Source organism: Pseudoxanthomonas sp. (assembly GCF_036845285.1).
GTDB lineage: Bacteria > Pseudomonadota > Gammaproteobacteria > Xanthomonadales > Xanthomonadaceae > Pseudoxanthomonas_A.
The window spans coordinates 1-25,733 of record NZ_DAIUEE010000014.1 but is presented as its reverse complement, the minus strand read 5'-3'; the positions used below and the strand labels follow the sequence as shown (position 1 = coordinate 25,733).

At 60.2% G+C, this 25,733-nt stretch carries 21 protein-coding genes; 11 read left to right on the top strand and 10 right to left on the bottom strand.

Annotation, left to right across the window (positions count from 1 at the left end; translation table 11 throughout):
• The first annotated feature begins 20 nt into the window (after positions 1-20).
• Complete coding sequence (qatD, locus tag V7060_RS15405) at positions 21-740, top strand: Qat anti-phage system TatD family nuclease QatD (protein ID WP_334180131.1); 720 nt, start codon at positions 21-23, stop codon at positions 738-740.
• A gap of 44 nt (positions 741-784) precedes the next feature.
• Here the strand turns inward: qatD and V7060_RS15400 are convergent, their stop codons facing one another.
• Both V7060_RS15400 and V7060_RS15395 read right to left on the bottom strand, forming a co-directional pair.
• A complete protein-coding gene (locus V7060_RS15400) occupies positions 785-1,255 on the bottom strand; it encodes a hypothetical protein (RefSeq protein WP_334180130.1) in 471 nt (156 codons plus the stop codon).
• 1 nt (position 1,256) lies between these two features.
• Positions 1,257-1,616, bottom strand: coding sequence for a hypothetical protein (locus tag V7060_RS15395; protein ID WP_334180129.1), 360 nt, complete (start codon positions 1,614-1,616; stop codon positions 1,257-1,259).
• Positions 1,617-1,732: 116 nt separating this feature from the next.
• Here V7060_RS15395 and V7060_RS15390 point away from each other — a divergent pair, with 116 nt between their 5' ends.
• From V7060_RS15390 to V7060_RS15375, 4 genes are all read left to right on the top strand, one after another.
• Positions 1,733-2,143, top strand: a complete 411-nt coding sequence (locus V7060_RS15390; protein WP_334180128.1) for a helix-turn-helix transcriptional regulator — start codon at positions 1,733-1,735, stop codon at positions 2,141-2,143.
• Positions 2,144-2,631: 488 nt separating this feature from the next.
• Positions 2,632-10,074, top strand: a complete 7,443-nt coding sequence (locus tag V7060_RS15385; protein ID WP_334180127.1) for an FG-GAP-like repeat-containing protein — start codon at positions 2,632-2,634, stop codon at positions 10,072-10,074.
• Position 10,075: 1 nt separating this feature from the next.
• A complete protein-coding gene (locus tag V7060_RS15380; protein ID WP_334180126.1) occupies positions 10,076-10,663 on the top strand; it encodes a hypothetical protein in 588 nt (195 codons plus the stop codon).
• A 458-nt stretch (positions 10,664-11,121) separates the two neighbouring features.
• Positions 11,122-12,519, top strand: coding sequence for a site-specific integrase (locus V7060_RS15375; protein ID WP_334180125.1), 1,398 nt, complete (start codon positions 11,122-11,124; stop codon positions 12,517-12,519).
• Between the two features lie 124 nt (positions 12,520-12,643).
• Here the strand turns inward: V7060_RS15375 and V7060_RS15370 are convergent, their stop codons facing one another.
• Positions 12,644-12,955, bottom strand: a complete 312-nt coding sequence (locus tag V7060_RS15370; RefSeq protein WP_334180124.1) for a hypothetical protein — start codon at positions 12,953-12,955, stop codon at positions 12,644-12,646.
• Positions 12,956-13,157: 202 nt separating this feature from the next.
• Between V7060_RS15370 and V7060_RS15365 the strand changes: the two genes are divergently transcribed.
• Positions 13,158-14,870: a MobA/MobL family protein gene (locus V7060_RS15365; RefSeq protein ID WP_334180123.1), complete on the top strand. Its 1,713-nt coding sequence runs from the start codon at positions 13,158-13,160 to the stop codon at positions 14,868-14,870.
• A gap of 46 nt (positions 14,871-14,916) precedes the next feature.
• Here the strand turns inward: V7060_RS15365 and V7060_RS15360 are convergent, their stop codons facing one another.
• From V7060_RS15360 to V7060_RS15345, 4 genes are read right to left on the bottom strand one after another with little or no spacing between them, the layout of a single operon-like run.
• Positions 14,917-15,459 carry a hypothetical protein gene (locus V7060_RS15360; RefSeq protein WP_334180122.1) on the bottom strand — a complete coding sequence of 181 codons (543 nt, stop codon included), beginning with the start codon at positions 15,457-15,459 and terminating at the stop codon, positions 14,917-14,919.
• A complete protein-coding gene (locus tag V7060_RS15355) occupies positions 15,456-16,646 on the bottom strand; it encodes an ImmA/IrrE family metallo-endopeptidase (protein WP_334180121.1) in 1,191 nt (396 codons plus the stop codon). Before V7060_RS15355 ends, V7060_RS15360 begins: the two co-directional genes overlap by 4 nt.
• A gap of 33 nt (positions 16,647-16,679) precedes the next feature.
• Positions 16,680-18,002 (bottom strand): 7-cyano-7-deazaguanine synthase, encoded by a 1,323-nt coding sequence (locus tag V7060_RS15350; protein WP_334180120.1) that lies wholly within the window; start codon positions 18,000-18,002, stop codon positions 16,680-16,682.
• Positions 17,992-18,591 (bottom strand): hypothetical protein, encoded by a 600-nt coding sequence (locus V7060_RS15345; protein WP_334180119.1) that lies wholly within the window; start codon positions 18,589-18,591, stop codon positions 17,992-17,994. The genes V7060_RS15350 and V7060_RS15345 overlap by 11 nt, the downstream gene beginning before the upstream one ends.
• Before the next feature lie 330 nt (positions 18,592-18,921).
• On the opposite strand from V7060_RS15345, the gene rimK reads away from it, so the two are divergent.
• From rimK to V7060_RS15325, 4 genes are all read left to right on the top strand, one after another.
• Positions 18,922-19,797 (top strand): 30S ribosomal protein S6--L-glutamate ligase, encoded by an 876-nt coding sequence (gene rimK, locus V7060_RS15340; protein ID WP_334180118.1) that lies wholly within the window; start codon positions 18,922-18,924, stop codon positions 19,795-19,797.
• A 290-nt stretch (positions 19,798-20,087) separates the two neighbouring features.
• The gene (locus V7060_RS15335) at positions 20,088-20,567 is read left to right on the top strand and encodes a hypothetical protein (RefSeq protein ID WP_334180117.1); all 480 of its coding nucleotides are present in this window, start codon (positions 20,088-20,090) and stop codon (positions 20,565-20,567) included.
• A 5-nt stretch (positions 20,568-20,572) separates the two neighbouring features.
• Positions 20,573-21,256 (top strand): response regulator transcription factor, encoded by a 684-nt coding sequence (locus V7060_RS15330; RefSeq protein ID WP_055936695.1) that lies wholly within the window; start codon positions 20,573-20,575, stop codon positions 21,254-21,256.
• Entirely contained in the window at positions 21,243-22,619 is a 1,377-nt protein-coding gene (locus V7060_RS15325; RefSeq protein ID WP_334180116.1) for a HAMP domain-containing sensor histidine kinase, read from the top strand. The genes V7060_RS15330 and V7060_RS15325 overlap by 14 nt, the downstream gene beginning before the upstream one ends.
• Positions 22,620-22,633: 14 nt before the next feature.
• On the opposite strand, the gene V7060_RS15320 is transcribed toward V7060_RS15325, so the two are convergent.
• Positions 22,634-23,227 (bottom strand): hypothetical protein, encoded by a 594-nt coding sequence (locus V7060_RS15320; RefSeq protein WP_334180115.1) that lies wholly within the window; start codon positions 23,225-23,227, stop codon positions 22,634-22,636.
• Between the two features lie 95 nt (positions 23,228-23,322).
• Positions 23,323-24,156: a methylenetetrahydrofolate reductase [NAD(P)H] gene (gene metF / locus V7060_RS15315; RefSeq protein WP_334180114.1), complete on the bottom strand. Its 834-nt coding sequence runs from the start codon at positions 24,154-24,156 to the stop codon at positions 23,323-23,325.
• Between the two features lie 151 nt (positions 24,157-24,307).
• Here metF and V7060_RS15310 point away from each other — a divergent pair, with 151 nt between their 5' ends.
• Positions 24,308-24,865: a DUF3228 family protein gene (locus V7060_RS15310; RefSeq protein WP_334180113.1), complete on the top strand. Its 558-nt coding sequence runs from the start codon at positions 24,308-24,310 to the stop codon at positions 24,863-24,865.
• A gap of 172 nt (positions 24,866-25,037) precedes the next feature.
• Here V7060_RS15310 and V7060_RS15305 read toward each other — a convergent pair.
• Positions 25,038-25,733: adenosylhomocysteinase (locus tag V7060_RS15305; protein ID WP_334180112.1), on the bottom strand; the 696-nt coding region annotated here is incomplete at its 5' end.

The following is a 25,733-nucleotide window of genomic DNA, read 5'->3' as shown; positions in this document are numbered from 1 at the left end:
TGTCGGTCCCCGCTGTTGACATGCACTGCCACCTCGACCTCTATCCAGAGCCGAGGCAGCAAGCCGAAGCAATCGGCAAGAGTGGCTCGTATGTGCTTTCCGTAACGACTACGCCATCGGCGTGGCTCCAAACTCAGGCGCTGTCGGCGGACCACCCACGGATCAAGACAGCGCTTGGACTCCATCCGCAGCTCGCGGCAGAGCGGGTTGGAGAACTCTCGCTATTCGATCGACTGCTTCCCCAGGCGCGCTATGTCGGAGAGGTTGGGCTTGACGGCTCCACCGAGTGCAAGCCCTTCTGGGGTGAGCAGGTGCGCGTATTCGACCATGTGCTTGCGTCCTGTGCCCTGGCTGGTGGGCGTGTCCTCACCATCCATAGCCGAAATGCTGCGACTCAGGTGCTGGATGCATTGCAGCGCCATGGAGGCTACGGTGTCGCCATCCTGCACTGGTTTTCCGGGACCAAGAAGGAGTTGCTGCGGGCTATCGATATGGACTGCTGGTTCTCTGTTGGCGATGCTATGACGCGAAGCAAGAAGGGGCGTGAACTAATGGCGATGATGCCTCCCAATCGAGTGCTTACCGAGACGGATGGACCTTTCGTAAGTCATCGTGGTTCCCCAATCACGCCAGGCCACTGCGATCATGTGATTTCGTTCTTGTCCCAGCAGTGGGGGCTCGATGAGCGATCTACGCGCACTCTCGTCGTGAGTAATTTTCGTCAAGTGGTATCGCTTTGACTGCGCGAGCAGAGATTTCTCTACGGCCGTCGGTGTAGTTGAAGCTAATCCTCAGAATAGACTCCGTCGCGGAGATAGTCCGGCAAGCGAACTCCCAACGCTTTTTCAGCGCAGGCGAGCGGGCAGTCCCCATACTCTGTTGTCGTCTCGATCCGCACGGTGGTGGGGTCGATGACGTAGTAGTTCGAAGGCGGGCATTGCCGCCCGTCGCAGAAAGCGAGGAACAAGAGCTTGGGGCCACTTTTCGACTCAACACAGGCCACCACGTTCCTGTCCTCCATGAAGGCGTGAGGCTCGGAGCCGACAAGCAGTGAGCCGGTCTTGCCTTTGATCTCGACGCTTCCGCTCGGCGAGATCCACTCTCCGTCGATCCCGGACACTTTGATGGATGCGCCACCACAGGTGCCGGTTGCCGTCTGGCCTGCCAGCTTGCGGCCTTCCAACCGCACTGCTTCGCTGGCCACTGCGCTATGGGCCAGACTGGCCAAGACAACCCCAAGGATAAGCGCGCGCATCTCAGTAGCTCTCCTTCGCTGGACCACCGAGCTCGCGGTGCTTCTTGATCTTGCTGGCATTTTTCTTGTAGAGCCAGATTGTCAGCAGGAGGTAGGGCGCGCTCAGGATCAGGAAGGGCGGGGTGCCCAATGCCGTGCCGATCGTGAGCAAGACTGCAGGAGCGATCAACAACACGATGATCCACGCGCGCACTCCCACATGAAAGCCGTGGGGGTCGCGCTTGTGCCAAGCGATGGCCGCGCTGAGAAGACCGAACATCATCCCAGCGAACACCAGGGACACGGCGGCACCGCTCAGTTTGAAGAACCCGACGAACACGGCCAGCGGCAGACCCCAGCGAAGAAGCTCACTTCCTTTCATAAGACCCCCTTTTGAGACCGGCCCACCGCCGGATGGTCTGAAAACTACTTCGGGAGTAGTATCGCACCCGTGGGGCGGGTTGGCATCATTTGGAAGTCGCTTGATTCCATTTGTTCATGCCCGAAAAGCTCCCCATCCAAGTCGTCTTGGCTGCCCGTATGAAGGCGGCCCGGAAGGCGCTTGGCTTGTCGCAAGCCGGAGTAGGGGTGAGCATGGGATTTCCGGAAGACACCAGTTCCGCTCGGGTCAACCGGTGGGAGCTGGGCATCAATAAGACCAGCTTGGAGCATGCCGAGCAGCTCGCTGAGGTCTTGGACATCCCCTTTCCCGCCCTGGTCAGCAGGGATGACCGCTTGGCCGCGGTCATCACCGGCTTCACCATGTTGTCCAAGGCGCGTCAGGAAGAAGTGTGGGAGTTGATTGAGCGGTCCTTGGGTGCCGAACGGGCCGAGGAAGTGCACGAGCGACTGGGGAAGGCGACGCCGAAGGCAAAGCGTAAAAAGGATTCAGCCAAGAACAGGCTTTGAGGCCAGCTTTGGGACCGCGCAGGAAGGCTTTCACGTGGTTGCGTGTTCCAGGTAACTGGGACTGATCCTCAGTGATCTGCGCCGAAACAGGCGTGCGTGATTTCGGTTCTTGCGCAGATCTTGCAGTTTCCCTAGGGTGCTGAGCGCTCTTGCAGAGCGGCTACAGAAAGCTAACGTGCTGATTTTATTGCTTCGCAGATACGTAAGTTTTCGCAAACTACCCCCAAAGTAGATTTTAGTTGCAAGGCCGTTGAATCGGGCGCGATACTTTCTGAGCAGAAGGCATACAGGGGGCTTTCGGCTAGTAGATCTGCATTCCGGTGGGGGCCGGCAGTTCGACCTTTCGCATGCGGAATGTGGAGCTTTCTTCCACGACACATCGCGTTTTCACTGTGAAGGTGGGCGCGGAAAGGGAATTCCATATGCCCTGCGCAAACTCTTCGCGCCTGTCGTCCTCAGCGCTCGCACTTTTCCTCTTGGTTTGCTCGATGCTGCTGGTGCCTTTGGGCGCCATCATCAGCACGGTGGTCGCCCAAACAATGGGTGGCAACTTGCCACCGCGGGTATTGGTGAACCCCGATCCGTTGTCCGATGCAGTGGCCGCGACCGGCGCCGAATTCCGCGTAGACGAATCCGGGGCGGCGACTTACTCGATACCCATCTACACGGTGCCTGGCACTGCCGGTGTTGTGCCGAAGATCACGCTTAGCTATTCGAGCCAAGGCAGTGATGGCCCTGTGGGCAAAGGCTGGGCCATTGGTGGTCTCTCATCGATTTCGCGATGCAGGGCTACCCGGGAGGCTGGCGACTTCATCGGCGCAGCCACGCCCGATGGAAACCCGCGGCCAATCAATTTCTCTTCGACGGATCGCTACTGCCTGGATGGGCAGCGCTTGATCCCGTCTAGTGCTTCCTGCCCATCTGCCAGTGGCATGAGCGGTGTCGCCCTCGCGACCGAAGTGGATTCTTTCCAACGGGTATGTGCCTACACCGCCAATGGGTCTGCCAACGGTCCTAGCTTCTTCGCCGTGGATCGAAAGGACGGATCTACGAGCTGGTATGGCGACCGCGACAACAACAATAGCGCGAACCGACCGGATGGCTATTTCGAGACCAATTCACCCCTCAACCCTGCCGCGGCGCTGACGTGGGCTCAAACCCGCTTCCAAGACTCCACCGGCAACTACATCGACTACCTCTACCTGGAAAACCCGGCTGGCACTGATGCGCGCGAGCATCTGATCGGGGAGATCCGCTACACCGGCAAGACAACGCTTCCTGGCCAAGCCGGAAGCTCCCAAGCTCCCTATGCCAGGGTGGTCTTCAACTATGGCGTCCGCCCGGCAGCCAAGTGGAGCAAGGGCTTTGTGTCAGGTGGCACCCTGACTCAATCTCGCCTCCTGTCCAGTATTACATCCTGTGGAACGATCGGCTGTGCGGTAGCCGACCAGGCACGCAACTACCTGCTTACCTACGCGCCAAGCATCTCTGGCAGCAACGTCGATACCTTGGTGGGGTTGCAAGAGTGTCGCGACACGACGGCTTCCGTGTGTGCTTCGCCGACCTCTTTCATTTGGAGCCAAGGTAAGTATGAATTCGCCACGCAGGAAAGCCCGGCAAATCTTTCGCTGGATATCTCGGCGTTCTCTGGGTTCAAGTATGGCGATATCGATGGCGACGGTAGGTCTGATCTCGTCTACCTGAGGAGTGGTAGCGGTAGCTGCACCACCAGCTACATCGTCTCGGCACTCAGTGTCTTGGATGGCAGTGGGCGGCCCGGGTTCTCAACCGGCGGATATCTCTGCCTGCCTGCCGCGATCACCTCACGAGGTCCCGGTTCCTGGCATCTGCTGGACTATAACGGCGATGGTCGAGACGACCTGTTCGTCTCTGGCCCCAACGGTCAAGGCTGGCGCATCTATCCGTCCAACGGCATGGGGTTTGACAGCACCCAGAACCTCATTTCGGGACTGTCTCCCATTGTTCCTTCCAACGCCGCCAAGAACGACCAGATCCAGCTGGCCGATCTCAATGGCGATGGTCTTACCGACATCGTGTATCCCAGCAATGGCGCAATGCGGGTTCGCACCATGGAGCGGCAGGGTGCGACCTTTGGCTGGGGCGCTGAGCGCACCATCGCCATTGACGAGTCCACTATTGGTTGGACCCATCCTCTTTGCACCGAACCTGGCTACTACTGCTCCTACACCATCGCGGGCGCTCCTACTAAGGAAACGGGTTATAACCAGCTGTCCGACTTCAATGGCGACTCGGCGTCGGATCTGCTGATTGATATCTCCGAAGTGCTGAGCTCGCCCATGGCTTGCACGGCAGCCCGTGGAGGCTCAGAAGAAGAGGAAGAACTTCTGGCCTATTCGCGCCCAGGTGCCGATGTTCGCATCACGCCGTTGCTGTCAGATGTTGCCTTGTCCGCATCGCAAATGGCCAAGTCAGAACCGGTTGGATGCGTGATTGCCTACACGCCCAGACTTCATGCTTTCACTATCCAGGCTGCTGATACCAGCACTGTCTTGCTGAAATCCTACGGCAGCATCGGCTCCATCATCGATGGCGTGGATCCTGGCGCCTTGAAGATTGCTGACGCCAACGGAGATGGCTTGACGGATCTGTTCTTCCGTCAGTTCGGTGCCAATACCTGGCGATACAGCCTCAATACCGGGGCAGGGTTCCAGGCACCCATCGACCTGGGCATCAGCACCTTCAAGAACCAGACGAACTTCCAGGACGTCAACGGCGATGGGCGTGCCGATGCATTGGTGCTGACGGACTACGGCAGCTACAAGGCCTATGCAGTGCGCTACGCGCTCAGCGCGGGCGGATACGCAGCCACCGCATCGGCAATGCCAGGCGGGGGCGCACGGCTGTGCTCGGGCAGCTGCAACGCAGACCAATACTCGCCCATGTTCGCTGACTTCGACACCGATGGAAATCTCGATTTCATGGCGTTCAAGTATGAGAACAATCCTGCTCTGTATGTCTCTCGGGCAACGACTCGCTTTGAGCCAAGAGACACCATGGTCAAGGTAGTCAACGGACTTGGTTCCGAGACTGATATCTCCTATGCCAACCTCACGAACAAGGACATCTACCGCAGAGATAGCGGGTCTCGAAATGCACTCAATTACGGCAGAGGATCACCCGTCGTAGATTTCATAGCGTCCAGCTATGTCGTTGCCAGGGTGTCCAGTAGCTCACCTGTTGCCGGCAACCCAGCGGCGAAGGCATCGCTTTACTACCGCTATGCAGGAGGTCGGATGCAAGCGGGTGGGCGAGGCTTCTTGGGCTTCCGGGAGATGATCACCATCGATCCCAATCAGTCCGGGGGCTATGTTGCGACCACCATTTCCTACGCCCAGAATTTCCCGTTTGTGGGCGTCCCGACGCAGACTGTCAAAGCTGCGTTTGGTGGGCAGAGCTACGTAGTTCCTACCTGTCTGACGCAGGCCATAACCAATGGGTGTTTTGCCACCCCTGGCCAAGCATTTCCGGCGATGGGTGGTAGCGCGTTCTCAACGAACAGCCAGATATGGGAAGTAGCGCCGGCATCGCTGGCTAGCCAGGTGCCACTACACGTTCGGACAGCGGGCACCGAGGAGGCTTTACGAGATCCATACACGGGAGCGCAGACCAGCAAGACCGCGACCACCTTCACCTACACCACCAATGGCAATGTCAGCCAAACCATCGTGGACACCTTCAATGGTAGTGAGGGTGCGTGGGCGGTCCGGCTTACCACGGACAACACTTATGCAGATGATGCGGCCAAGTGGCGGCTTGGGCGACTGACCAGCAGCACCATCACGCATCAAAGGCCGGGGCAGACCCCCGTCGTCCGGACGGTGGGTTTCAGCTACGACATGGCTGGTGCGGCTACCGGGCTGTTGAACGAAGAGCGCACCCAAGCAGGTGGTGGCGCTTCGATGGCGCTGACCAAGACCTATACGCTCGATCAATACGGGAACAAGGTTGTCGCGACCACATGTGGCGCGCCTGCCACCTCGTGCAGCACTTCGGGTTTCCAATTCCATCCATCGACCTTGGACGCGGTGAAGCGGTATTCCAGGGTCGAATATGATGCGTCGGGTCGCTTCCCCGTTGCCACCATTGAGCCGTTTTGGACGGATGGAGGTGGAGAAGAGCGTCAGACCTACCGGGTCCTGCAACGCAACGTGTTCGGCGATCCGACCGATGCGATCGACGTCAACAATGTGCGCACCTTCGCCGTCAAAGGCGCCTTGGGTCGGGATTACTTTGGCTGGAAACAAACCAGCCCGAATGCCTCGCCTGGCAATGGAGGCATGACCTCACTCACCACTTACCGGTGGTGCGGTTCGCAGGTGAATTGTCCGATTGGTGCCAGGGTGCGCCAGAAGCTGGCCAGTCCAGGATCTCCCACGCAATGGGTCTACCTGGACGTGCTGGGTCGCACGGTCATGAAGGCCATGGAGAGCTTCAACGCCGGCGTCATTGGTCAGGATGTATCAGCGGCCTGCACCGAATACGACATCACCGGAAAGCCGCGACGGGTCTCCAATCCGTTCTTCTTGGACGGCACGGCCGGGGAAGACGGTCCTACGGGGCTTGATGCCGTTTGCTCATCGGGTTCCAGGCAGTGGACCACGACCAGCTATGACGTCTTGGGTCGGTCGATCCATATCCTTGCTGCCGATGGTAGCCAGGTGTCCAACAGCTACAACGGCTTGGCCACGACCGCGGTTGACCCGCGCGGCAATCCCACGACGCAAACCCGAAATGCCAAGGGCGAGTTGGTTTCCGTGCAAGACGCGGCTGGCCTGATCACCAGCTACACCTACACGGCCGATGGCAACTTGCAGGCCGTGAGCCGAAATGCGGGGGCAGGGGTCATCACGAACTCCTATGTGTATGACGCTTTGGGGCGGAAAACCCAGCAGTCAGATCCAGACTCCGGCACGACGACTTATCAATACAACGCCATGGGCGAGGTTGTTGCCCAGATCGATGGAGCAGGGCAGCGGATCGAGAACGAGATCGATGCCCGTGCGCGCGTATGGCGAAAGACGGTCAAGCTCGCCAATGGCTCGGTAGAGAGTCAGACCACCAATGTTTTCGACACCGCGGTCAACGGCAGTGGATCACTTGCGACCGAAACCACAGCAGGCGTTTACTCCGGTCTTGTCAGTGATCCCAATGGAGCACTGAACATCATCAACCGCCATTTCTACGATGCGTTGGGTCGTAAGGCGGGAACCACTTATCAAATTGACGATCAGTGGTATTCGACGGCCACCGTGTATGACGGTCTTGGCCGGGTGTTCAAGGTCCAAGACGCCAGCATGCTCTGGACCAAGTCGCACTACGGCAACCGAGGGATCATCGCTGTCTGTGAAAGCGATGGATTTGATCTCGATCCAACCTGCGCAACTGGTAGCACGACCTACCATAGGGTCTTGGCTACGGACCCATGGGGCAATGTGGTCAGGGAACGCCGTGGCGACATATCGGCCATGGAGGTCAATCGCACCTACAACGCACTCAACGGACGGATCTCCACGCTGTGCTCCGGCAACACGAACTGCAACCTGACCAATGAGGCCTACGGCTGGGACGCTGCTGGCAACCTGAGTTCGCACCAGAAGGAAGGTCGATACCTGGAAGCCTTCCAATACGATTCGCTCAACCGCCTGATCGAGGCCAAGGTCCTGACCCAAAATGGGCAGGCCACCAACCAGATCACGCTTGCCCAGGGCTACGACCAGCTGGGCAATGTGTGCATGAAGAACGGTCTGGGCTTTGACTACGCCGGGGCGGACGGCTGTGGCGGTGCGGCAGCCCTGTCGGCAACCCCGATTCAGGCCAGCAGGCAGTCCTATGCCTTGGTCCCGAGCTACCAGCGGCCCCAGGTGCCCCAGAACCGCATTCCGGCTGCCTGGCGCGACAGCCGGGCCCACAAGGCCCCAGAAACGCCTACACGGCGATACAGCGATGCTTGGGATGACCGGCCTAGCTGGGAGATGGAAGCAGACGAATGGGGTCGGGAGGAATCCCAGCTGGGCCGGCTCCTGCAGCCGGTCTGGCTCAGGTCCAAACCCAAGCCTGCTCCCGCTCCGGTCGGCCTGGCCTCGAGTAGCCCTCAGGCAGCCCAACCCCCGATGACAATCATGTCGGGTGGGACTGGCGGCCCCCATGCGGTCAGTCAGTCGGGCACCGGAACGAGCGCGACGTTCTACTACTACGACACTCGTGGCAACCAGACCTTGCGGGACGCGCCAGGGACCACCAACGATCGCACCGTCAAATACTCCGTAGACAACAAAGCCTACGAGATCCTGATGGGCAATGGCCTGCGGGTGCGTTTCTGGTATGGCCCAGACGGCAAACGCTACAAGAAGGAAGAAGCTGGCAAGACCACACTGTATATCGACGGTGTGGAGGTGGTCATCCAGGGCAGCGCCACAAGCTTCAAGCGCTACTTGGGAACAGTTGCGATCCAGACTGTGATTGGCGGGGTGATCAACTCAACCAAATATCTTTTCCAAGATCATCTGGGCAGCTTGGTGCGTGTCGCCAATGCTGACGGCACCGTTGCAGAAGGATTGGACTACGCGCCGTTCGGCGGGCGTAGGAGCTATTCGGATCCGATGTCTCCTGGCACAGCTCCTGCCACCACCAACCGTGGGTTCACAGGGCATGAGGGATTGGATGGCACAGGTGTCATCCATATGAACGGCCGCATCTATGATGCGGATGTCGGTAGGTTCATGCAGACCGATCCGTTCGTGCAGGCACCTGACAACACGCAAAGCTGGAATTCGTATTCCTACTGTTTCAACAACCCATTGGCGTATACCGATCCCACCGGCAACCTGACTTTCAGACAGGTGCTTGGTATCGCCATCGCGATCATCGGCACCTACATCACTTGGGGCATGGACGGCGGTTTCTTCGCCAAGCTTGGCGTTGCCATCGCCTTTGGCGCTGCGTCGGGCTATGTGGCCACAGGGACACTGCGAGGAGCAGTAACCGGTGCTCTGACCGCTGGCATCACCATGGGCATAGGACAGCTAGGCCTCGATATCTGGGGTCGAATAGCCTTGCAGGGCATGACGGGCGGCATAGTCGAATCGCTCAATGGCGGCAGCTTTGGCAATGGTTTTGTTGCGGCAGGCCTCACCAGTGCATTCATGCCTCAGCTCAGCGGCATCAACAATGACTTTGGGCGGATTGCCACGGGTGCCCTCCTGGGCGGCACGATCTCTGCCGCCACCGGCGGTAAGTTCGCCAATGGTGCGATCAGCGGTGCGATCCAAGGCGCGATGACCAAGACAAGCCAAGGTGTCAAAACCGCCAGTGGGGAGGGTAGGGCTCCCGAGAATTTGCAGTTGGGAGAAGCAGCAGTGAAAGACGCAGATGCTGCGCTCACGAAGTCTGGCTTCTATGCGCGCGTCGCCGCCAACTACTACACCTCAGAACGGCAGATCGCAGAGGCCTGGGGCGAAGTGGTGTTGCCGATATCCGAACAATACAAGGTCGAAATCGGTGCTTGGATTGCCCAGTCGCCATCTGGCGCGTGGTCTGTCAGCCAACCGTGGAGCAACGGTGCATATGACTGGGTGATGCCCGCCAATGCCAGGCTGCCCCTGTTCTCGCGCACCGCGTGGGTCCATACGCATCCCGCTATTCCGACCGGTAGCCAGCTGTCAGGCCGCTTCAACATCATCAAGAATGTGGGCGGCGAGCTTGTGCCTATCGCCAGAGATGACGCTAGCGACATCATCTTTGCGGTCAAGGAGGGGGTGAATATCTACTCGTATGGCGGTTCACCCACTGCGCTATCCTCATTCAACTACCAAGCCACTTTGCAAGCTACGCCAGTGGGACAGCAGCAGCTGGCCTGCAATGTGATCCAGCCTAAGAACTGTGGGAACTGACATGAAAACAATCGCAATCGCCGCGCTGTGCCTGATGCCTTTGCTCGTTTCGTGTCAAAGCGAAGAGAAAAAGGTTCCCGAGGAAAAGGTGTCCTACTGCGGCATAGCAAAGGCAACCGATTCGGATCCTTGCGAGATTTCCGTTTACACGCTGGCCGCCCATCCCGATTACTTCGATGGGAAAAGCATTCGCATTTCGGGCTTCTACTCGCATGGCCTGGATAAGGTGCTTTTCTTTGACAGGGATTCCTCTGAGAACGTGATCTTCAAGAACTCAGTTGCCCTGACCGATATCCCCGAAGATCAGGTAGGGCGTCTTGACCGGTATTTGAACCGATACGCTGAGTTGCAAGGAACGTTCACGCGAACAACCAATCACCCAGGCGAATTCTCGGGACGTTCTTATGGTCAGTTCTTGGGCACGCTGACAGTGAAGAAGGTAGGCCCGAAATACGATACGTCCACCCCCTATGCGTGTTGGGACCCTTATCGAGACAGAAGCAAGGACCCGCAGACAGTCAGAGCCTTGCTTGGTGATGAGGTGTGCAAGGAGGCGCCACCTGCCGGGCCGGCGCCGAAGGGCAACTAAAAACAGTGTTCCCGGTTCTCGAAAACTTCGTCCAAAGCGCTGCCAAAATAGAAAACATCCTGCATGGCTTCCCCTTGGGGAGTCCTAGGATTTTTAGCCAGTTGCCCAGTGACCGACGTGCATTTGGATTGCACAATCCAGACAGGGCAGACGAGAAGAATGAATGAGAAACCATAACGTTTAGCTGACGTTATGGATTGAGTAACGGGGCAGAACTTACGTCTTTGTAAGAAGCTAAAATTACATCTCCCCTTAGTATAAACACGTATATGGCAACCGCAAACAGCTATAAAACAGCGTCCGCGCGCCATCGTGCTATCACTATCGAGTGAGCGTTTTCTGTAAAAAAATGAGCGTTCCATAATGGATCAGAGATTTGAAATTCTAGCTTCCGCATTGCGTTGACAGGCACTGGTTTCGCCTTACTCCGAGATCTCCATCAACCAAAGGAGGTCGCAGTGTCGTTTCAACCCCACAGTCAGAAAATCTTCAATTCACTATTCACCAACGCGGCCCATCCCGTTGGCTGGGTCGCCAAGCGGATCAAGATAGGCCGCTTCATCCTCGAAGACGTGCATGTGCTCTCCCGAGAGGGCTCGCATGATCTCAACGACACCCTGAGGATGGCCAACGATAAGAGCCGGCGCGTCCGTGGTGCGCAATCCAGATATTCCGAGCCGCTTCCGTCGAGTGCGCCGCCCCGAATTCTTTCGATCGAGTCAGAGGACTACCTAAAAGCCAGTTCGCGGAAGGGCATCACATCCGCCTCGATCGGAGCGAAGCGCCACATGTTCCGACTTTTGAAGCTGGCCAGTGGCGATATCCCTGTTTCAGATATCAGTGCGCGACACATCCTGGACTTCTGGGATGTGCACCGCTGGTGGCCGAAGGACGCACACCTGAGCCATAGGTATCGCGGCCTCACCGACGCGCAGATCCTGGCAGCAGGAAAGAAGGCGAATTCACCACCGCCGAAGAGCGGTAGCGTCAAGTCGATGGAGAGAAACCTGGCAGCGTTCTTCAATCATCTCCTGCGCGTGAGAGTCATCCACCACACGCCGATCGATCCCTTTATGGACGTCAAGTCTGATCTCATGGGTCCGGACGCGCGCCGGCCCTTCTCAGATGAGGAGTTGAAGACGCTGTTCGACCCCAAGACGTTCTTGCCTTGGGCCAAGAAGGCGCCGCACTACTGGTGGGGTCCCATCCTCGGGCTCTACACCGGTGCGCGCGTCAATGAGCTCGCCCAACTCAAAGTCGCCGATATCGTTGAAAAGCACGGCCATTGGGGCATCCACATTCAGAAAACGGTAGACGAGGATCTGACCCATAACACGGGCATGCGCTCGCGTCAGAAACTGAAAGGAAAGTCATCGATCAGATTTCTCCCGCTTGCCCAGCCGCTGCTGGATGCGGGCTTCCTCGATTTCGTAGCGGATATCCGAGCCACCAAGCATCCGAGGCTGTTCCCGCATCTGTCGTGTGGTGTGAACCAAAAGACAGGTCAACTCAATGGTTCTGGCTATGGTCGCGGCCTCAGTGAGCGCTTCTCCAAGCACTTGCATAGCGTGCTCGATCTACCCAAAGGATTCTCGTTCCATCTGTTCCGCCATACGCTCGCGTCCGCTTTGGATGACAACGGATTTGAGAAGGAGCTCATCGCCACCATCACTGGACACGAAATCAAGAAGGTGGTCCCCGTGTTGCAGGAGAGCTATCTGAAAGGGCAGCCGATGCTGCTAATTCACAAGCAGCTCCAAGCGCTGGCTTCCTTCCATCCTCCTGTGGTTCTGCCTCGCTATGAAAGAGGGCAGTTCCGTAAGCAGCTGAGCAGGCGCGACAAGTTCCATCCCTAAGCACTGGTCGCGGAAGATAGACAGGCGAGCGTCGAAAGGCCTCGCTTGTCTGCCATGGCTATGCCCTGCCTACTGATCGGAAGCCTTGGTGATCGACATGCATCTGTCCCTATTCGAAATTGAATTAGTGAAGCGTCCTGCTTATGCGCTCCACGTTCTGATGGTGGTCCAGTGATCCGATCTGCGACAAAAGCCGTTGGTGATCTGTAATGATCTGAGCGATCAGCGCAGCGCTTTCCTGTGCGTCCCGCACGGGAAGCTGTGTTGGAGGGGAGGGTGCTCCTGCCTGAGTCGATAGGGATGTGTTGGCAAGCAGCCTGTCTGCTAGGTGGAGCGCTTGCTTAGCGAAGGCGTCAGGGCTTTCGATAACGCTGTCCTGATAGACGAGTAGCAAGCCATGGAACATGTGGGTGGCTACGTTGATCAGGTTGTGCATATCGAAATCCTTATCTAGGTGGGAAGTGGCCGGCGATCCAAACAGAAGTTGACCAGTTGGCAAGGGCTGGTGGACTCACATTTCAATCAACTGTGATCGCGTAGCACGTATTACTGTGATGCGATATCTTCGGGTGTCTAGATGTTCGCGCGATAGTTTTCTGCTGCCTTGATCTCGTGCATGAAGTTGATGAAAAAATGTCATGAGCAAGAGCGCACTTATGATTGTCCATTGTCATGGAAATCGTGCGGCCGCGGCGCTTTACAAGCCTGAAAGCAAGCCTCTATTGAGGTCTTCATCACTTGGAGATCTCATGGCTATCTATCACGCAAGCGTAAAATCTTTCTCACGTGGCAAGGGCGAAAGCTCTATCGCCGCAGCGGCGTATCGTGCGGGTCTCGACCTGGTCGACACGAAAACCCGTGGTGTTCATCGCTTCTCTTCCCGGAAAGGTGTCGCAGCCCACTTCATGCTCGCACCTGCTGGCGCGCCGAGCTGGTGCAGCGATGCACGCGTGTTCTGGGACGCGAATGAAGCGTGGGAGAGCAGGCAGAACGCTCGGGTAGCTCGCGAACTTGAAGTGAGCTTGCCTAGCGAGCTGGGCCCGGATCGACGTCAGGCGCTTGCGTTGGAGCTAGGTCAACTGCTCGTTGACCGCTACAAGGCGGTGGTCCTCGTTGCTATCCATCAGCCGAGTGAGAAGGGGGACCAGCGCAACCACCATGTCCACCTCCTTATGTCAGCGCGTGAGATCGGTCCCGAAGGTTTCGGCGTGCGGGCCGGCGCGGAATTCGATGCCCGGGGTGGTCGCGGCGCCGAAGAGGTTCGGGCCATCCGCGCACTGGTGAGTGAAACTATCAATGCCAGTCTGGCCTCTGCTGGGATTGACGATCGTGTAGATCACCGCAGCCTGAAAGACCAGGCCAGGGCTGCAGAGGCCGTTGGGGATTTCGACAAAGCCGCTGAGCTTTCTCGTCCACCTACCAAGCACGTCGGCAAGGCCGTCACGGCTGCATTGAGACGTGAGGGCTCGGATCTTTTGCTGGGCGGGACTGGAATTGTTCAAAGCCCCTCCCAGAGATCCATGGCCGAGGCCGTGGAGCGCTTCCGCCAAAAAGGCCGGTTGGCGGCCACGTCGATTGCCCATGGTCCGAGCTCGGCCCGGGAAGAGCGTGCCAGGGAGCAAGCCAAGTCGGGAGTGCAAGAGATCCGGTTCCAGGCTCCAAGGGCCGGCGCCAGGCCGGCAGCCCACACGCCCAGCGCCAAGGCCTTGCAGCTAAGCCGTCTGGCTCGGATCAGCAAATCGTCTGGCAATGACGCCGAACTCCTAAACGAGCAAGCACACCTGGTGGAAGAATGGCTGGCCTCCCAAAACGAACTGGCCAGGAGCGCCTTGGAAAGCTTGGAGGCCATCCCGGGGCTGCAGGTCGAGCAGGCCATGAGGGACGCGATGGAGACAGCGCTTACGCGGCGAGTAGGCGTCTACGCTTCAAAGCCATTTTTCTTCGAAGGCTCCGAGGCCCTCACCGCCGCCATCGTGGAATACGCCGCGGCGATCCGCCATCCGCATGAAATGCGAGAGCGCGTCGAACGAGCGCGAGCGCAATTGTCGGAGCGAGAAACGGAACGCAAGGGTCCGACGGATCCGCGCTTGGCCAGGGCAAAGCAGATCCTGTGGAAAGCAAAAGCTGGCGTGGCCATGGGGGCGAGGATCCAAGCGGAGCGTCGGATCAATGAAGCCAGGAATGCCATGACGGTGGCTAGGGACGCCATGGAGCGCGACTACTACATCACGCCGCTGCATCGGGTCGAAACGAGTCCCCCGCTTTCCTATACAGCGGGCGCGGGAGGAGGGGAGCGCAAGAGCGAGTCGAACCAGCGGCAGTTGAAGCCCAACTCGCGTCCACGTGTCTAGAACAAGAATTGCCACCGCAGCATAATTTGTCAGCGGGGGCTTGCATCTAAGTTTGGGAAGGATCGCAGGCCCTAGTCCACCAACGCAGCTCCGGATTGGAAGGCGACGGAACATGTCTGGCGAGGGCTGAGATTCGTCCCGCGATGTCAGGCATCTGCAGCATCCGGGTTGAATCCAGCTCGACCCAACTACGAAGAATGCTTACGAAGGTAATGGTCTCGATCCCCTCGGCTTCGGCGAGCCGAATGGCTGGAAGATCATCTGAAACGAAGACCAACTCTCGATGCTTGGCGAGAGCAAGACACTCTGCCTCGCCATCGTCCACGCTTGCGGCCAGCCGCATCGCCGTATCCATCTCTTCGTCGGTAGCCGCATGAACCACCAATGGAGAACCTCGGAAGAACTCAGCAGATTCGATATCTCGCGTGATAATGGAGCCGTCATCGTGGAATTCACGAATCCTCCGACACTCGCGCGCCGCCGCATCCGACGTCGACCAGGTGCCGCCCAGCACGTGTAGCTCCTGGACGCCGCCCCAGCCGCAATGCAAATTGATGAGCGAGCAGGCGTCCAGGCAGTAATGCGTCATGCGCGAGATCGCTCCTTGTGGACCAAGGAGTCCGCTAGGCTCAGACCAATCACCACCTGACTGTGGTCCATAGTTTCGGTCATCCGCTGTCCGAAGTCGCGTGCCTGAACAATATCGCGCCGGATAAGTTTTGCAAACTGTGAGGTCGTGATGCTACCTGAGGTCCAAGCTTGGACTGCGAGAATCAGGTAGCGCTCAGGGAACGTCTCAGCACTGTCGCCAGCATCGGCCTCCTCGATCCCGGCGGCTGCACGAAGGGCGCCAACACGCACGCCGGAATCAGCTATCTCTTTCCAAGTATTCCGCCTAACCAAGCTAAGATCTTCGAGTCTGAGCACCATCGCCATGAGCGAGACGCCGTAATAGTCGGCGATCCGACAAACGTCCCCTACGTTGACGTCGCCAGTTTTCTGATAAGTGTCCTGAAAACGTCGGCGCACACCTTCCCCCGGCATGAGGAAGTGCTTGGCAAACGCGTCCGCGAAACGCTCGTTCTCGGGTCTGCGCTGCATGGGCGTAGCGTAGTCGACGCCGCGGCGATCGCGATCGAACAGGAAATGTCCATACTCATGAGCGATGGTCCACCGTCTGCGCGGAGGTGGGTGCTTGCGATTTACGAGAATGCAGTATCCGAAATTCTCGATGAAGGCGTAGAGGCCGGCAAGCTTCGAGTCCAGGCTGTCGATAAAGACGTGGACGCCGCGCTCATCTAAAGTCTTGCGAAGTGAGCTAATAGGCTCGCTGTCGCCAAAGCCAAGCTGACGTCGCTCATCAGTTGCGCACTGCTCAGCAAACTTCTCGGCGGATATGGGTGAGCGCACTGGCTGCGGTGGAGGGACAGGTAGTGCATGTCCTTCGACCTTGTCGCGCAGAAAAATGTAGTCGTCAACAAACTCACTGAGCTTTGCAACGGCCGCATCGAGTCCCGCGTCTTGGCCTTCCTGCTCAATCGCTGCGCGGAGGTGCGGTGAAATGTCAGTAGGAGGTGCGCTCTGGCGCATTAGGCGATTGAGCGAGGTGCGATAAAGTGATGCGAGCAAAACCAGCTCATCAGGTTTGACCTCGCGCACCCCCCTCTCCATTGCGATGAACGTGGGTCGGCTCATCTTCAAGTGCTTAGCGGCGGCTGCCTGAGAAATTCCAGCAGCCTTACGCGCAGAGATTAGGCGCTGAATAAGTGGATTCATAGCGAGCCCCGAGTCATTGGTTGACGGTATGGGTTAGGCGGCGTCGCGGATTTGAAACTTCCCGTAGGTGAGAAGTGATTCGTGGGCGTGTCGGATAAGCAACTGTTCAAGACTTTCAATTGATAGATGGGTGATGTCGCTGAGTATCTGGAAGCGTGCGAGGCGGTCGCGGAGTCGCTCATCTCCGGTCGACCAGCGTCGCGCATTATCGATGTAGGTGAGCAGGTATTGCAGTTCCTTGGGCTGGCCACTCGAAAGAAGATCAACCTGATAAGTGCCTACGTTGTCTTCCATGTCGCCGCGCTGGAACGCTTGACGTCGCTCAATGCAGGCAGCGCAGTGCCCGCAGTGGCGCTTACCGCGCTCGCGAAGCGAAGTATGGATGCAAGAAGACGACTGATGTAGCCATTCCTCGATCCTTGGCGTTTCTGCCAGGCTCTTGATCATTTCTGCCTTGGTATGCCAGAAGAAGGGCAAGTTATATCGGATTGGCTGGTCTAGCACTTCGCTAACGAACAAGCCCATTTTTCTCAAAAAGCCTGGGTGTGCTCCGCGAGTCGAGAGCCCGTCGCTCATGCTGCCTTCCGTGAGGGGAAGGTTCAGGGCGCCAATGCCGTTCTCGAAAAGATCAATGTCCTCGATCTTGCAGGCCGCAGCCAATATCGCTGCAGCTGCGCAGAAGAGAAAGCCTCGCGCGCGCTGAGTCGTCTCTTGGCGCTTCAACCTGCCGGCGACACCACCATCGAAGTGGACCATAAAGGCCGCGTGGTTCAACACCGAGCCGGGTCTAATTCGACGCAATCCATCTACCTGCCATTTCGACCGGCGCCTTACCGAAGCGTGGTGCCCGACCGTCAGCAGCATGTAGCTGTCTTCACCGGCGACGAGCTTATTGGCGAGACCCGCCGCGGAATCGAGACCGCCGCTGAACAGACCCAAGCGGGTGGGTAGCGTTTCGTTGAGTGCGAGCTTGCGTTGAGGCATCCCTCCGTGCGGCTCATTTCGCTGGACAAAAGATACGAACCAGATGTCACCGGTCAGAAAGCGAAGGATCTCAATAAGTTGCTCGGTAACGCGTGGCCGAGTCCAGAATTTGAGGTCGACTACCTCGAATTCCACGCTATGAGTTCGAACGCCGCATTCGTTTTTGCTGTTTGCCTTGCGCTTGCAAACCCGGTCGATCGCGTAGACACCAGTTGCGATGGCGATCAAATCGATCGAACGCTGGCTGGTCCCTTCGAGGAGGCTGCTCAGCATGAGTTCGGCGGTGATCACGGCGTCCTGCCTTGCCCCGCCGCTGAGTGAAACACGGCCCGCGTTGTAGTGCACATGGATGGGGAGGGCATCAGTGCGCACGCGGTTGCTCCGGTCGCGCAATGCCAAGGAGCGAGCGATGCACCATGTCCTGTGCTCGCGGCCTTGGTGGCGCTTTTGGCAAGCGCGCTCGGCGTATCGTCTCACCCACTAACGATGCTCCGATCATCGTGGCTAGCATCGGCACGTGTTTGGCGAACTTGCTCGCAAGTCCTTCGCGCATCTCGGTCTGCTCGATGGGGGAGCAGAACCTGCCTTCCCTAAGGGAGCGAGTGGTGATCTGGTCGGCCATTATGTCGAGCATGCGAACTGCCGCAGCCTGCGCCAGCGCGAGTTCCGTGGCGCGAGGGTTGCATTTGGCAACATCCATCACGACGGTGGCGAGCCGCTTCTCCGTAAAAGCCGAGATAGCTTCTTGCTGTTCCATCACCGATCCCGATAGGGCTCGCATGAGGTTGAGAAAGGGGGGCGCTTTTCGAAGCGCGGCGCTGAGCTTCCTGACCGCCTTCTCGCAGTCGGCGTCGGCCGTCTCCACTAAGTCATGGACGGTGCTTGCTGGGTCTTTGAGGACATTGCGGCTCGCGCGCCACCTGGTCGCATGCCCAAAGTCCAAAAATTCGTTCTCTGCCATGACAAGCCTCCTGATGACGTGAGCCTACGCCTGTTGAATCTGCCATGTCAAATAACCAATATGCCTAATAAGTAAAGTTGTAAAAGTCGGGATTGGACTCTGCTGGACGTTGTCAGACTGACCGGCGCTCGTTTAGAGTGCCGAGGTATCGTTTGAGGTATCGTTGTTCATCATTGGACTGAAGGTTAAATTCTTTCGATTCAATAATTTAGAGCGGCGGGGTTCGATTCCCATCACCCGCTCCATCTTTCCTCGTTCCCCGACGTGTCATCGTCCCCGCTTCCGTGCATGGCACGCCATGCGGTGCCCGCCTCCCGTGACCGACTCCCCATGAAGCTCGCCATCCTGTCGCGCAACGGCAAGCTGTATTCGACGCGCCGCCTGGTCGAGGCGGCACGCCAGCGCGGCCACACGGTCCGCGTGCTGGATCCGCTGCGCTGCTACATGCGCATCTCGTCCATCGGGTTCCAACTGCACTACAAAGGCCGGTCACTTGCCGGCTACGACGCAGTCATCCCGCGCATCGGCGCATCGATCACGCGGTATGGCACCGCCGTGCTGCGGCAGTTCGAACTGATGGGGACGTACAGTCCCAACCCGTCGGATGCCATCCTGCGTGCGCGCGACAAACTGCGTGCGCACCAGTTGCTGGCGGCGCAGGGCATCGACCTGCCGGTGACCGTCTTCGGCGACAACCCGGACGACACCGGCGATCTGTTGTCGATGCTGGGTCCTCCCCCGCATGTCATCAAGTTGAACGAGGGCGCACAGGGTGCCGGGGTGATGCTGACGGAGAAGCCGTCCGCCTCGCGCAGCGTTGTCGAGGCACTGCGTGGCCTGTACGCCAGCTTCGTGGTGCAGGAGTTCATCGGTGAGGCAGAAGGTGCCGACCTGCGCTGTTTCGTGGTGGGCGACGAGGTGGTGGCATCGATGCGCCGGCAGGCCCCGGAAGGGGATTTCCGCTCCAACCTGCATCGCGGCGGGATGGCGATGCATGCCGTGGCAACGGAAGAGGAGCGAGCCGTGGCGATCCGGGCGGCCCGCGTGCTGGGGCTGGGCGTGGCGGGCGTCGACCTGATCCGGGCCCAGCGCGGCCCGCTGGTGCTGGAGGTCAACTCGACCCCGGGGCTGGAGGGCATCGAGGGCGTCTGCGGTGTAGACGTTGCCGGGCGGATCGTGGAGCACCTGTCGGGCCGGGCTGAATAGGCCCCCCCCAGGGAGGATTGCGGCCCTACCGTGCGATTTCACGCAGATTTAACGCGATCTTTAACGGTCGTTTAATCGAAAACCGCGTAGCCTTGGCCGGACCGCAGCTCTGCGTTCCTCCCGGTGGTTGCATCTGGAAAGCACAGGATTACGGTAATCGGGGCATTAGTTTGGCCCAGGCGGGCGACCACCCGCCTGGGCCTTGTTTTGTCAGGCCCCATCAAGCGCACGCCACTTGCCGCCCCGTGCCTCGCTGGATAAATTCGGTAACCCTCACTACGTAAGGACGCATGATGCGCCGCTCGATTCTCGCCGCCTTGGTGGCACTGGCCTTTGTCGCCGCCGCCGATGCCGCACCCCGCGACAAATCCCAGAAGGCGCAGGCGCTCGATCTCAACAAGCCATTGCCTGAGCAGGTGGAGCTGATCCAGAAGCAGCTCGACGATGGCGAGACCTATGCCGAGATTGCCGGAGCAGACCGTGCCAGTGTCAAGGAATCGCTCGCCAGGCTGGCCGCGATCGTCAACGAGAACGGCGGCTCGCTGAATCCGCAGCAGAAGACCCAACTGTTGAACGAGCAGAACACGGTCAACCAGATCCTGTCGCAGGCGGCGGCCGACAGCCGCCTCGTGTGCCGTCGCGAAGCGCAGATCGGCTCGCTGCGTACCACCACGCAGTGCAAGACCGTCGCCGAGCGTCGCCGCGACGCCCAGGAGGCGCAGGAAACCATGCGCCGCAATCCGTCGGGCACATACAACAAGGGGAGCTGAGGCCGGTGCGCATCCTCGTCATCGAAGACAACAGCGATATCGCCGCCAACCTCGGCGACTACTTGGAAGAGCGCGGCCACACCGTCGACTTTGCGGCCGACGGCGTGACCGGCCTGCACCTGGCGGTGGTGCATGAGTTCGATGCGATCGTCCTCGACCTCAACCTGCCCGGCATGGACGGGCTGGAAGTCTGCCGCAAGCTTCGCAACGAGGCGCGCAAGCAGACGCCGGTGTTGATGCTCACGGCGCGTGATTCGCTGGACAACAAGCTGGCCGGGTTCGACTCCGGTGCCGACGACTACCTGATCAAGCCGTTCGCGTTGCAGGAAGTCGAAGTCCGCCTCAATGCCCTGTCGCGTCGCGGCAAGGGTGTGCAGACGCGCGTGCTGGAGGTCGGCGAACTCGAGTACAACCTGGACACCCTGGAAGTCCGTCGCCAGGGCAAGTTGCTGCAGTTGAATCCCACCGCGCTGAAGATCCTGCAAGCCTTGATGGAGGCTTCGCCAGCCGTGGTGACGCGCCAGGAACTGGAAACGCGCGTCTGGGGCGAAGAACTGCCGGATTCCGATTCCCTGCGCGTGCACATCCATGGCCTGCGCGCCGTGGTGGACAAGCCGTTCGACTCGCCCTACATCCAGACGCGCCACGGCATCGGATACCGCATCGCCGCGCCCGATGCCAGCAGCTGAGTCGCCGACACCCCGCCGCCACCGCCGCTTCCGGCGGCGGCTGCGCACCCGCATCATCCTGTCGTTCGTGCTGTTGGGGTTCGGCCTGACGGTCCTGTTTGCCTACGCCACGATCGTCGCGCGCCAGCGCGTCGAGGACCAACTGGTCGAAGACGTGATGAATCGCAATCTGGACGAATCGTGGCGGCGATTCATCCAGACCGACGGTCGGGTCGTCGGTGCTCCCATCGAGCAGATAAAGGCGTTCTACTACCTGCCGGACAAGTTCGAGAGTGTCCGTATCAATCGTCCCGAATGGTATGAGCTGCCAGACGGTATCCATAGCATTACCGCGCAGGGAGACGACGGCAGGCCGTCTCTCTACAAACTTGGGGTACGCAAGACGCCGCAGGTCTGGTTCTTCATCGCTTACGACATGAGCCAGACGGCACGTGCGGAAGTGCAGTTCAAGCGGACGGTTTACGGCTCCATTCTGGTCTTCACGGCTTTTTCGCTGGTGGTGGGCTGGTGGTCCGCCTCTCGCGTGATGAGTCCCGTCTCCGAACTGGCGGCGCGTTTGCGTGCCTATCGCGGCAGCAGCAATCCGCGACCACTCGCGCCGCATTTCCCGGAGGACGAAGTCGGTGAACTGGCCAAGGCATTGGACGACTATTCCGGGCGCCTCACCGAAGTGGTCGAGCGCGATCGCGAGTTCAACGCCGACGTCAGCCATGAGCTGCGTACGCCGCTGGCCATCATCCGGGGCTCGGTCGAGCTGATGCTGTCGCGGCCCGACATGGACGAGAAGACGCGGACCCGCATCCAGCGCATCCAGCGTGCCGAGCAGCAGTGCACGGACCTGATCAGTGCGCTGCTCCTGTTGTCGCGCAACGAGCGGGGCCACGGCAATACCGACGTCGCCCGCGTGGTCGACCAGTTGCTGGATGCGCACCGCGCCACGCTGGGTGGCAAGCCGCTGGTGCTGCGTGTCGAAGGCGAGGGCGGCGTGACCGTGGATTCCCCCGAGGCCGCGCTGTCGGTCGCACTGGGCAACCTGATCGGCAACGCGGTGAAGTACACCAAGGAAGGCGAAGTGGTCGTGCGCCTGTTGCCGGATGCGGTGGAAGTGATCGACTCCGGGCCGGGCCTGAGCAAGGAGGATGCGGCACGCCTGTTCGAACGTGGCTACCGAGGCACCCATGCCGGCCATTCCCAGGGCGGCGGCATCGGCCTGTCGATCGTCAGTCGCCTGTGCGCGCTGTACGGCTGGCAGGTGGGCGTGCGTCCCGGCGAGCCGAAGGGCGTGGTGGCCACGCTGCGCTTCTCCCCGGAGCGCGGCCAGGTACCGGATGCGTTGGTCAGTGGCGCGCAACAGGACGCCTGAGCGCGGATCGCGCCTTACAGGGTGATCCAGAAACAGTTGTAGGCACGACGGAAGCCGAAGATCGTGTCGGCGGGCGTCGCGCTGTTCTTCAATGTCTGCACCACGCGCAGTCCGACGGGACGCTGCCGTTGGCTGGCGGTCTGCGGGTAGTAGCCGTCCTGATTTGCATCGACGACCTGTCCCTGGGCATCAAGCAGCGGTGCGGGTGCCGGGCGGATGGGCACGATGTCGACGAGCGGGCGCTGCACCACTACGTCCAGCCGGTCGAGGATGCGCAGCGCGCCGGCGTCCGACGTGCCCGTCCAATGGTAGACACCGGCGAGGCGGTTCACGTCCTGCGCCTGGATCGCGGACGACACCTGCATCACCAGGTCGCTGAGCGTGCGTGAGCAGCCGCCGCGGTACAGCGCGCCGGTGGCGGCCGTCGTGGTGGTCGAGGGCAGGCGGTCCATCGCGCCGACGTCCTCGCAACGCTTGTCGGTATAGACCGTTTCGCCGGACATCGTGGTGCAACGCTGCACGCCTTGCTGCTGGGCTCGCGCCACGGGCGCCTGCAGGCAGAGCGAAGCGAGCAGGCAGGCGCTGGCGATGAGGGAAAGGGCACGCATGGTGGTCAGCCTAATGCGACAGGCCCTGTCCGGTCATGGCTCGTGCGCACGGAACCGCGTCGTCGTTCACCTGCGGGACGACGGCGCGGCAAGCCTCAGCGGGCCAACCCGAGGCGCGAGAGTACCGTCTGGGTCGGCTTGGCCAGGTTGAGCGTGTAGAAGTGGAGCGAGGGCGCCCCGCCCGCGATGAGGCGTTCGCACAGGTTGGCCACCACGTCGGCACCGAAATCGCGGATCGCCTCGGCGTCGTCGCCCAGCGCCTGCATGCGCTTGCCGATCCAGCGCGGGATCTCCGCGCCGCACGCTTCGGAAAACCGGCGCAGCTGCGAGAAGTTGGAGATCGGCATGATGCCCGGGATGATCGGGATCTCCACGCCCAGCCTGCGTACCGCGTCGACGAAGTGGAAATACGCATCCGCGTTGTAGAAGTACTGCGTGATCGCCCCGTCCGCGCCGGCATCGACCTTGGCCTTGAAGTGGCGCAGGTCGGTCAGCGCGTCCTCGGCCTGCGGGTGCGTCTCGGGATACGCCCCGACTTCGATATGGAACGTGTCGCCGTGTTCGGCGCGGATGAAGTCGATCAGTTCCGACGCATAGCGCAGGTCGCCCGGATGGCCCATGCCGGAGGGCAGGTCGCCACGCAGCGCGACGATGCGCTTGCAGCCGAGCGCGCGGTACAGGCGCAGCAGTTCGCGGATCTCCTCACGGCTTCCGCCCACGCAGGACAGGTGCGGCGCGGCGTCGAAACCGTGGTGCTGGTTGAGATGGCGGACCGTCTCGGAGGTGTAGCTGAGCGTGGAGCCGCCGGCGCCGAATGTGCAGGAGACGTACTCGGGCGCATGCGCCTTCAGCTTGTCCGCGGTGCGGTCGAGCTGCGCGCGCTGCTCATCGGTCTTGGGCGGGTAGAACTCGAAACTCAGGGAGGGCATGGGCTGCGCCGTTCGGATCGAGCCGGGAGTATATCGCTTCATCCGGATGGATGTTAATTACGGTGCGTGTGCCGTCGCATCGCGCCTCCTCCACTCGCACCCCGGGAGACCCGCGAAGGTACGCTGTCGTTATCTCTTCCAAGGCCATCGCATGACGATCGTCCTCACCCCGTTCGCCCGCACTCGCCTGTTTCCCGCCGACAGGCGCCGCAACGCCATCCAGGACTGCACGCCGCAGGCGTTCGAACAGCGCCTCAACGAGGAGGCGCCGCTGGCGATCCTCGACGGCTATGCGCCGTTCTGCCGCCTGCACGTGCACCGCAACTGGACATCGACCCGCTGCCTGACCGTACCGATCACCGACGACAATCGGCACCTGCTCCGTTCGTCCTACGAGACGCGTTCCTCGGCCGAACTGCCGGTGCTGGTGCGCTGGTTCGAAGGCGTCGAGCCGCCGGTGGCCGATTACCTGGTCGTGATCCTCTACAGCGCGGCGCAGCTCGCCAGGGAAGATGCACCGATCCAGGGCGACTGGGGCATCGTCGGTTGCCTGTACACGCAGGCGCCCGAGGAGATACCGATGGCCCCCATCACGATGATGCGCAATGCGCTGGGCGTCGAGGAAGGTGGATCGGGCGTGCCGATCGATCGCGAGGCCTACCGGCGCAGCGTCGCGTTCTGGGAGCGCAACGCCAACTGGCGCCCCTAGGCCACGCCGTCCCCGTTCATGGCGCCGCCAGCGCGGTGCCGACGGCGGCTGGCGCGCCGAGAAGTTGGCCGGGTGCAGATTGAAGCCGACTTCGTACTCGCGATGATCACGCAACGCAGAACGGGCGCCGTGAGGCGCCCGTTCCGGGAGTGACGCAAGACCGCCGGTGCGATCAGTAGCGGTAGTGCTCCGGCTTGTACGGGCCGGCGACCGACACGCCGAGGTAGTCGGCCTGGTCCTTGGTCAGCTTGGTCAGCTTCACGCCGATCTTCTCCAGGTGCAGGCGCGCGACTTCCTCGTCGAGCTGCTTGGGCAGGATGTAGACCTTCGACTCGTACGTATCCTTGTTCGCCCACAGATCGATCTGCGCGAGCGTCTGGTTGGAGAACGAGTTCGACATCACGAAGCTCGGGTGGCCGGTGGCGCAGCCGAGGTTCACCAAGCGGCCTTCGGCGAGCAGGAAGATCGCATTGCCGTTGCCAAAGGTGAACTTGTCGACCTGCGGCTTGATGTTGGTGCGCGTGGCGCCCGACGCGTACAGCGCATCGACCTGGATCTCGTTGTCGAAGTGGCCGATGTTGCAGACGATGGCCTGGTCCTTCATCGCCTTCATGTGGTCGAGGGTGATGATGTCCTTGTTGCCGGTGGTGGTGACATAGATGTCGGCGCGGCCGAGGGTGTCCTCGACGGTCGTGACTTCATAGCCTTCCATCGCGGCCTGCAATGCGCAGATCGGGTCGATCTCGGTGACGATGACGCGGGCACCGTAGGCACGCAACGAGGCTGCCGAACCCTTGCCGACGTCGCCATAACCGCAGACCACCGCCACCTTGCCGGCCAGCATCACGTCGAGCGCGCGCTTCAGGCC

Excerpts from the sequence above, each read along its gene's own strand:
- V7060_RS15365 (WP_334180123.1), top strand. The coding sequence starts at position 13,158 with ATGAGCAAGAGCGCACTTATGATTGTCCATTGTCATGGAAATCGTGCG.
- metF (WP_334180114.1), bottom strand. The coding sequence starts at position 24,156 with ATGCCCTCCCTGAGTTTCGAGTTCTACCCGCCCAAGACCGATGAGCAG.
- V7060_RS15370 (WP_334180124.1), bottom strand. The coding sequence starts at position 12,955 with ATGCACAACCTGATCAACGTAGCCACCCACATGTTCCATGGCTTGCTA.
- V7060_RS15360 (WP_334180122.1), bottom strand. The coding sequence starts at position 15,459 with ATGACGCATTACTGCCTGGACGCCTGCTCGCTCATCAATTTGCATTGC.
- V7060_RS15400 (WP_334180130.1), bottom strand. The coding sequence starts at position 1,255 with ATGCGCGCGCTTATCCTTGGGGTTGTCTTGGCCAGTCTGGCCCATAGC.
- qatD (WP_334180131.1), top strand. The coding sequence starts at position 21 with ATGCACTGCCACCTCGACCTCTATCCAGAGCCGAGGCAGCAAGCCGAA.
- V7060_RS15310 (WP_334180113.1), top strand. The coding sequence starts at position 24,308 with ATGACGATCGTCCTCACCCCGTTCGCCCGCACTCGCCTGTTTCCCGCC.
- V7060_RS15320 (WP_334180115.1), bottom strand. The coding sequence starts at position 23,227 with ATGCGTGCCCTTTCCCTCATCGCCAGCGCCTGCCTGCTCGCTTCGCTC.
- V7060_RS15325 (WP_334180116.1), top strand. The coding sequence starts at position 21,243 with ATGCCAGCAGCTGAGTCGCCGACACCCCGCCGCCACCGCCGCTTCCGG.
- V7060_RS15395 (WP_334180129.1), bottom strand. The coding sequence starts at position 1,616 with ATGAAAGGAAGTGAGCTTCTTCGCTGGGGTCTGCCGCTGGCCGTGTTC.
- V7060_RS15390 (WP_334180128.1), top strand. The coding sequence starts at position 1,733 with ATGCCCGAAAAGCTCCCCATCCAAGTCGTCTTGGCTGCCCGTATGAAG.
- V7060_RS15380 (WP_334180126.1), top strand. The coding sequence starts at position 10,076 with ATGAAAACAATCGCAATCGCCGCGCTGTGCCTGATGCCTTTGCTCGTT.
- rimK (WP_334180118.1), top strand. The coding sequence starts at position 18,922 with ATGAAGCTCGCCATCCTGTCGCGCAACGGCAAGCTGTATTCGACGCGC.
- V7060_RS15335 (WP_334180117.1), top strand. The coding sequence starts at position 20,088 with ATGATGCGCCGCTCGATTCTCGCCGCCTTGGTGGCACTGGCCTTTGTC.
- V7060_RS15385 (WP_334180127.1), top strand. The coding sequence starts at position 2,632 with ATGCTGCTGGTGCCTTTGGGCGCCATCATCAGCACGGTGGTCGCCCAA.
- V7060_RS15355 (WP_334180121.1), bottom strand. The coding sequence starts at position 16,646 with ATGAATCCACTTATTCAGCGCCTAATCTCTGCGCGTAAGGCTGCTGGA.
- V7060_RS15345 (WP_334180119.1), bottom strand. The coding sequence starts at position 18,591 with ATGGCAGAGAACGAATTTTTGGACTTTGGGCATGCGACCAGGTGGCGC.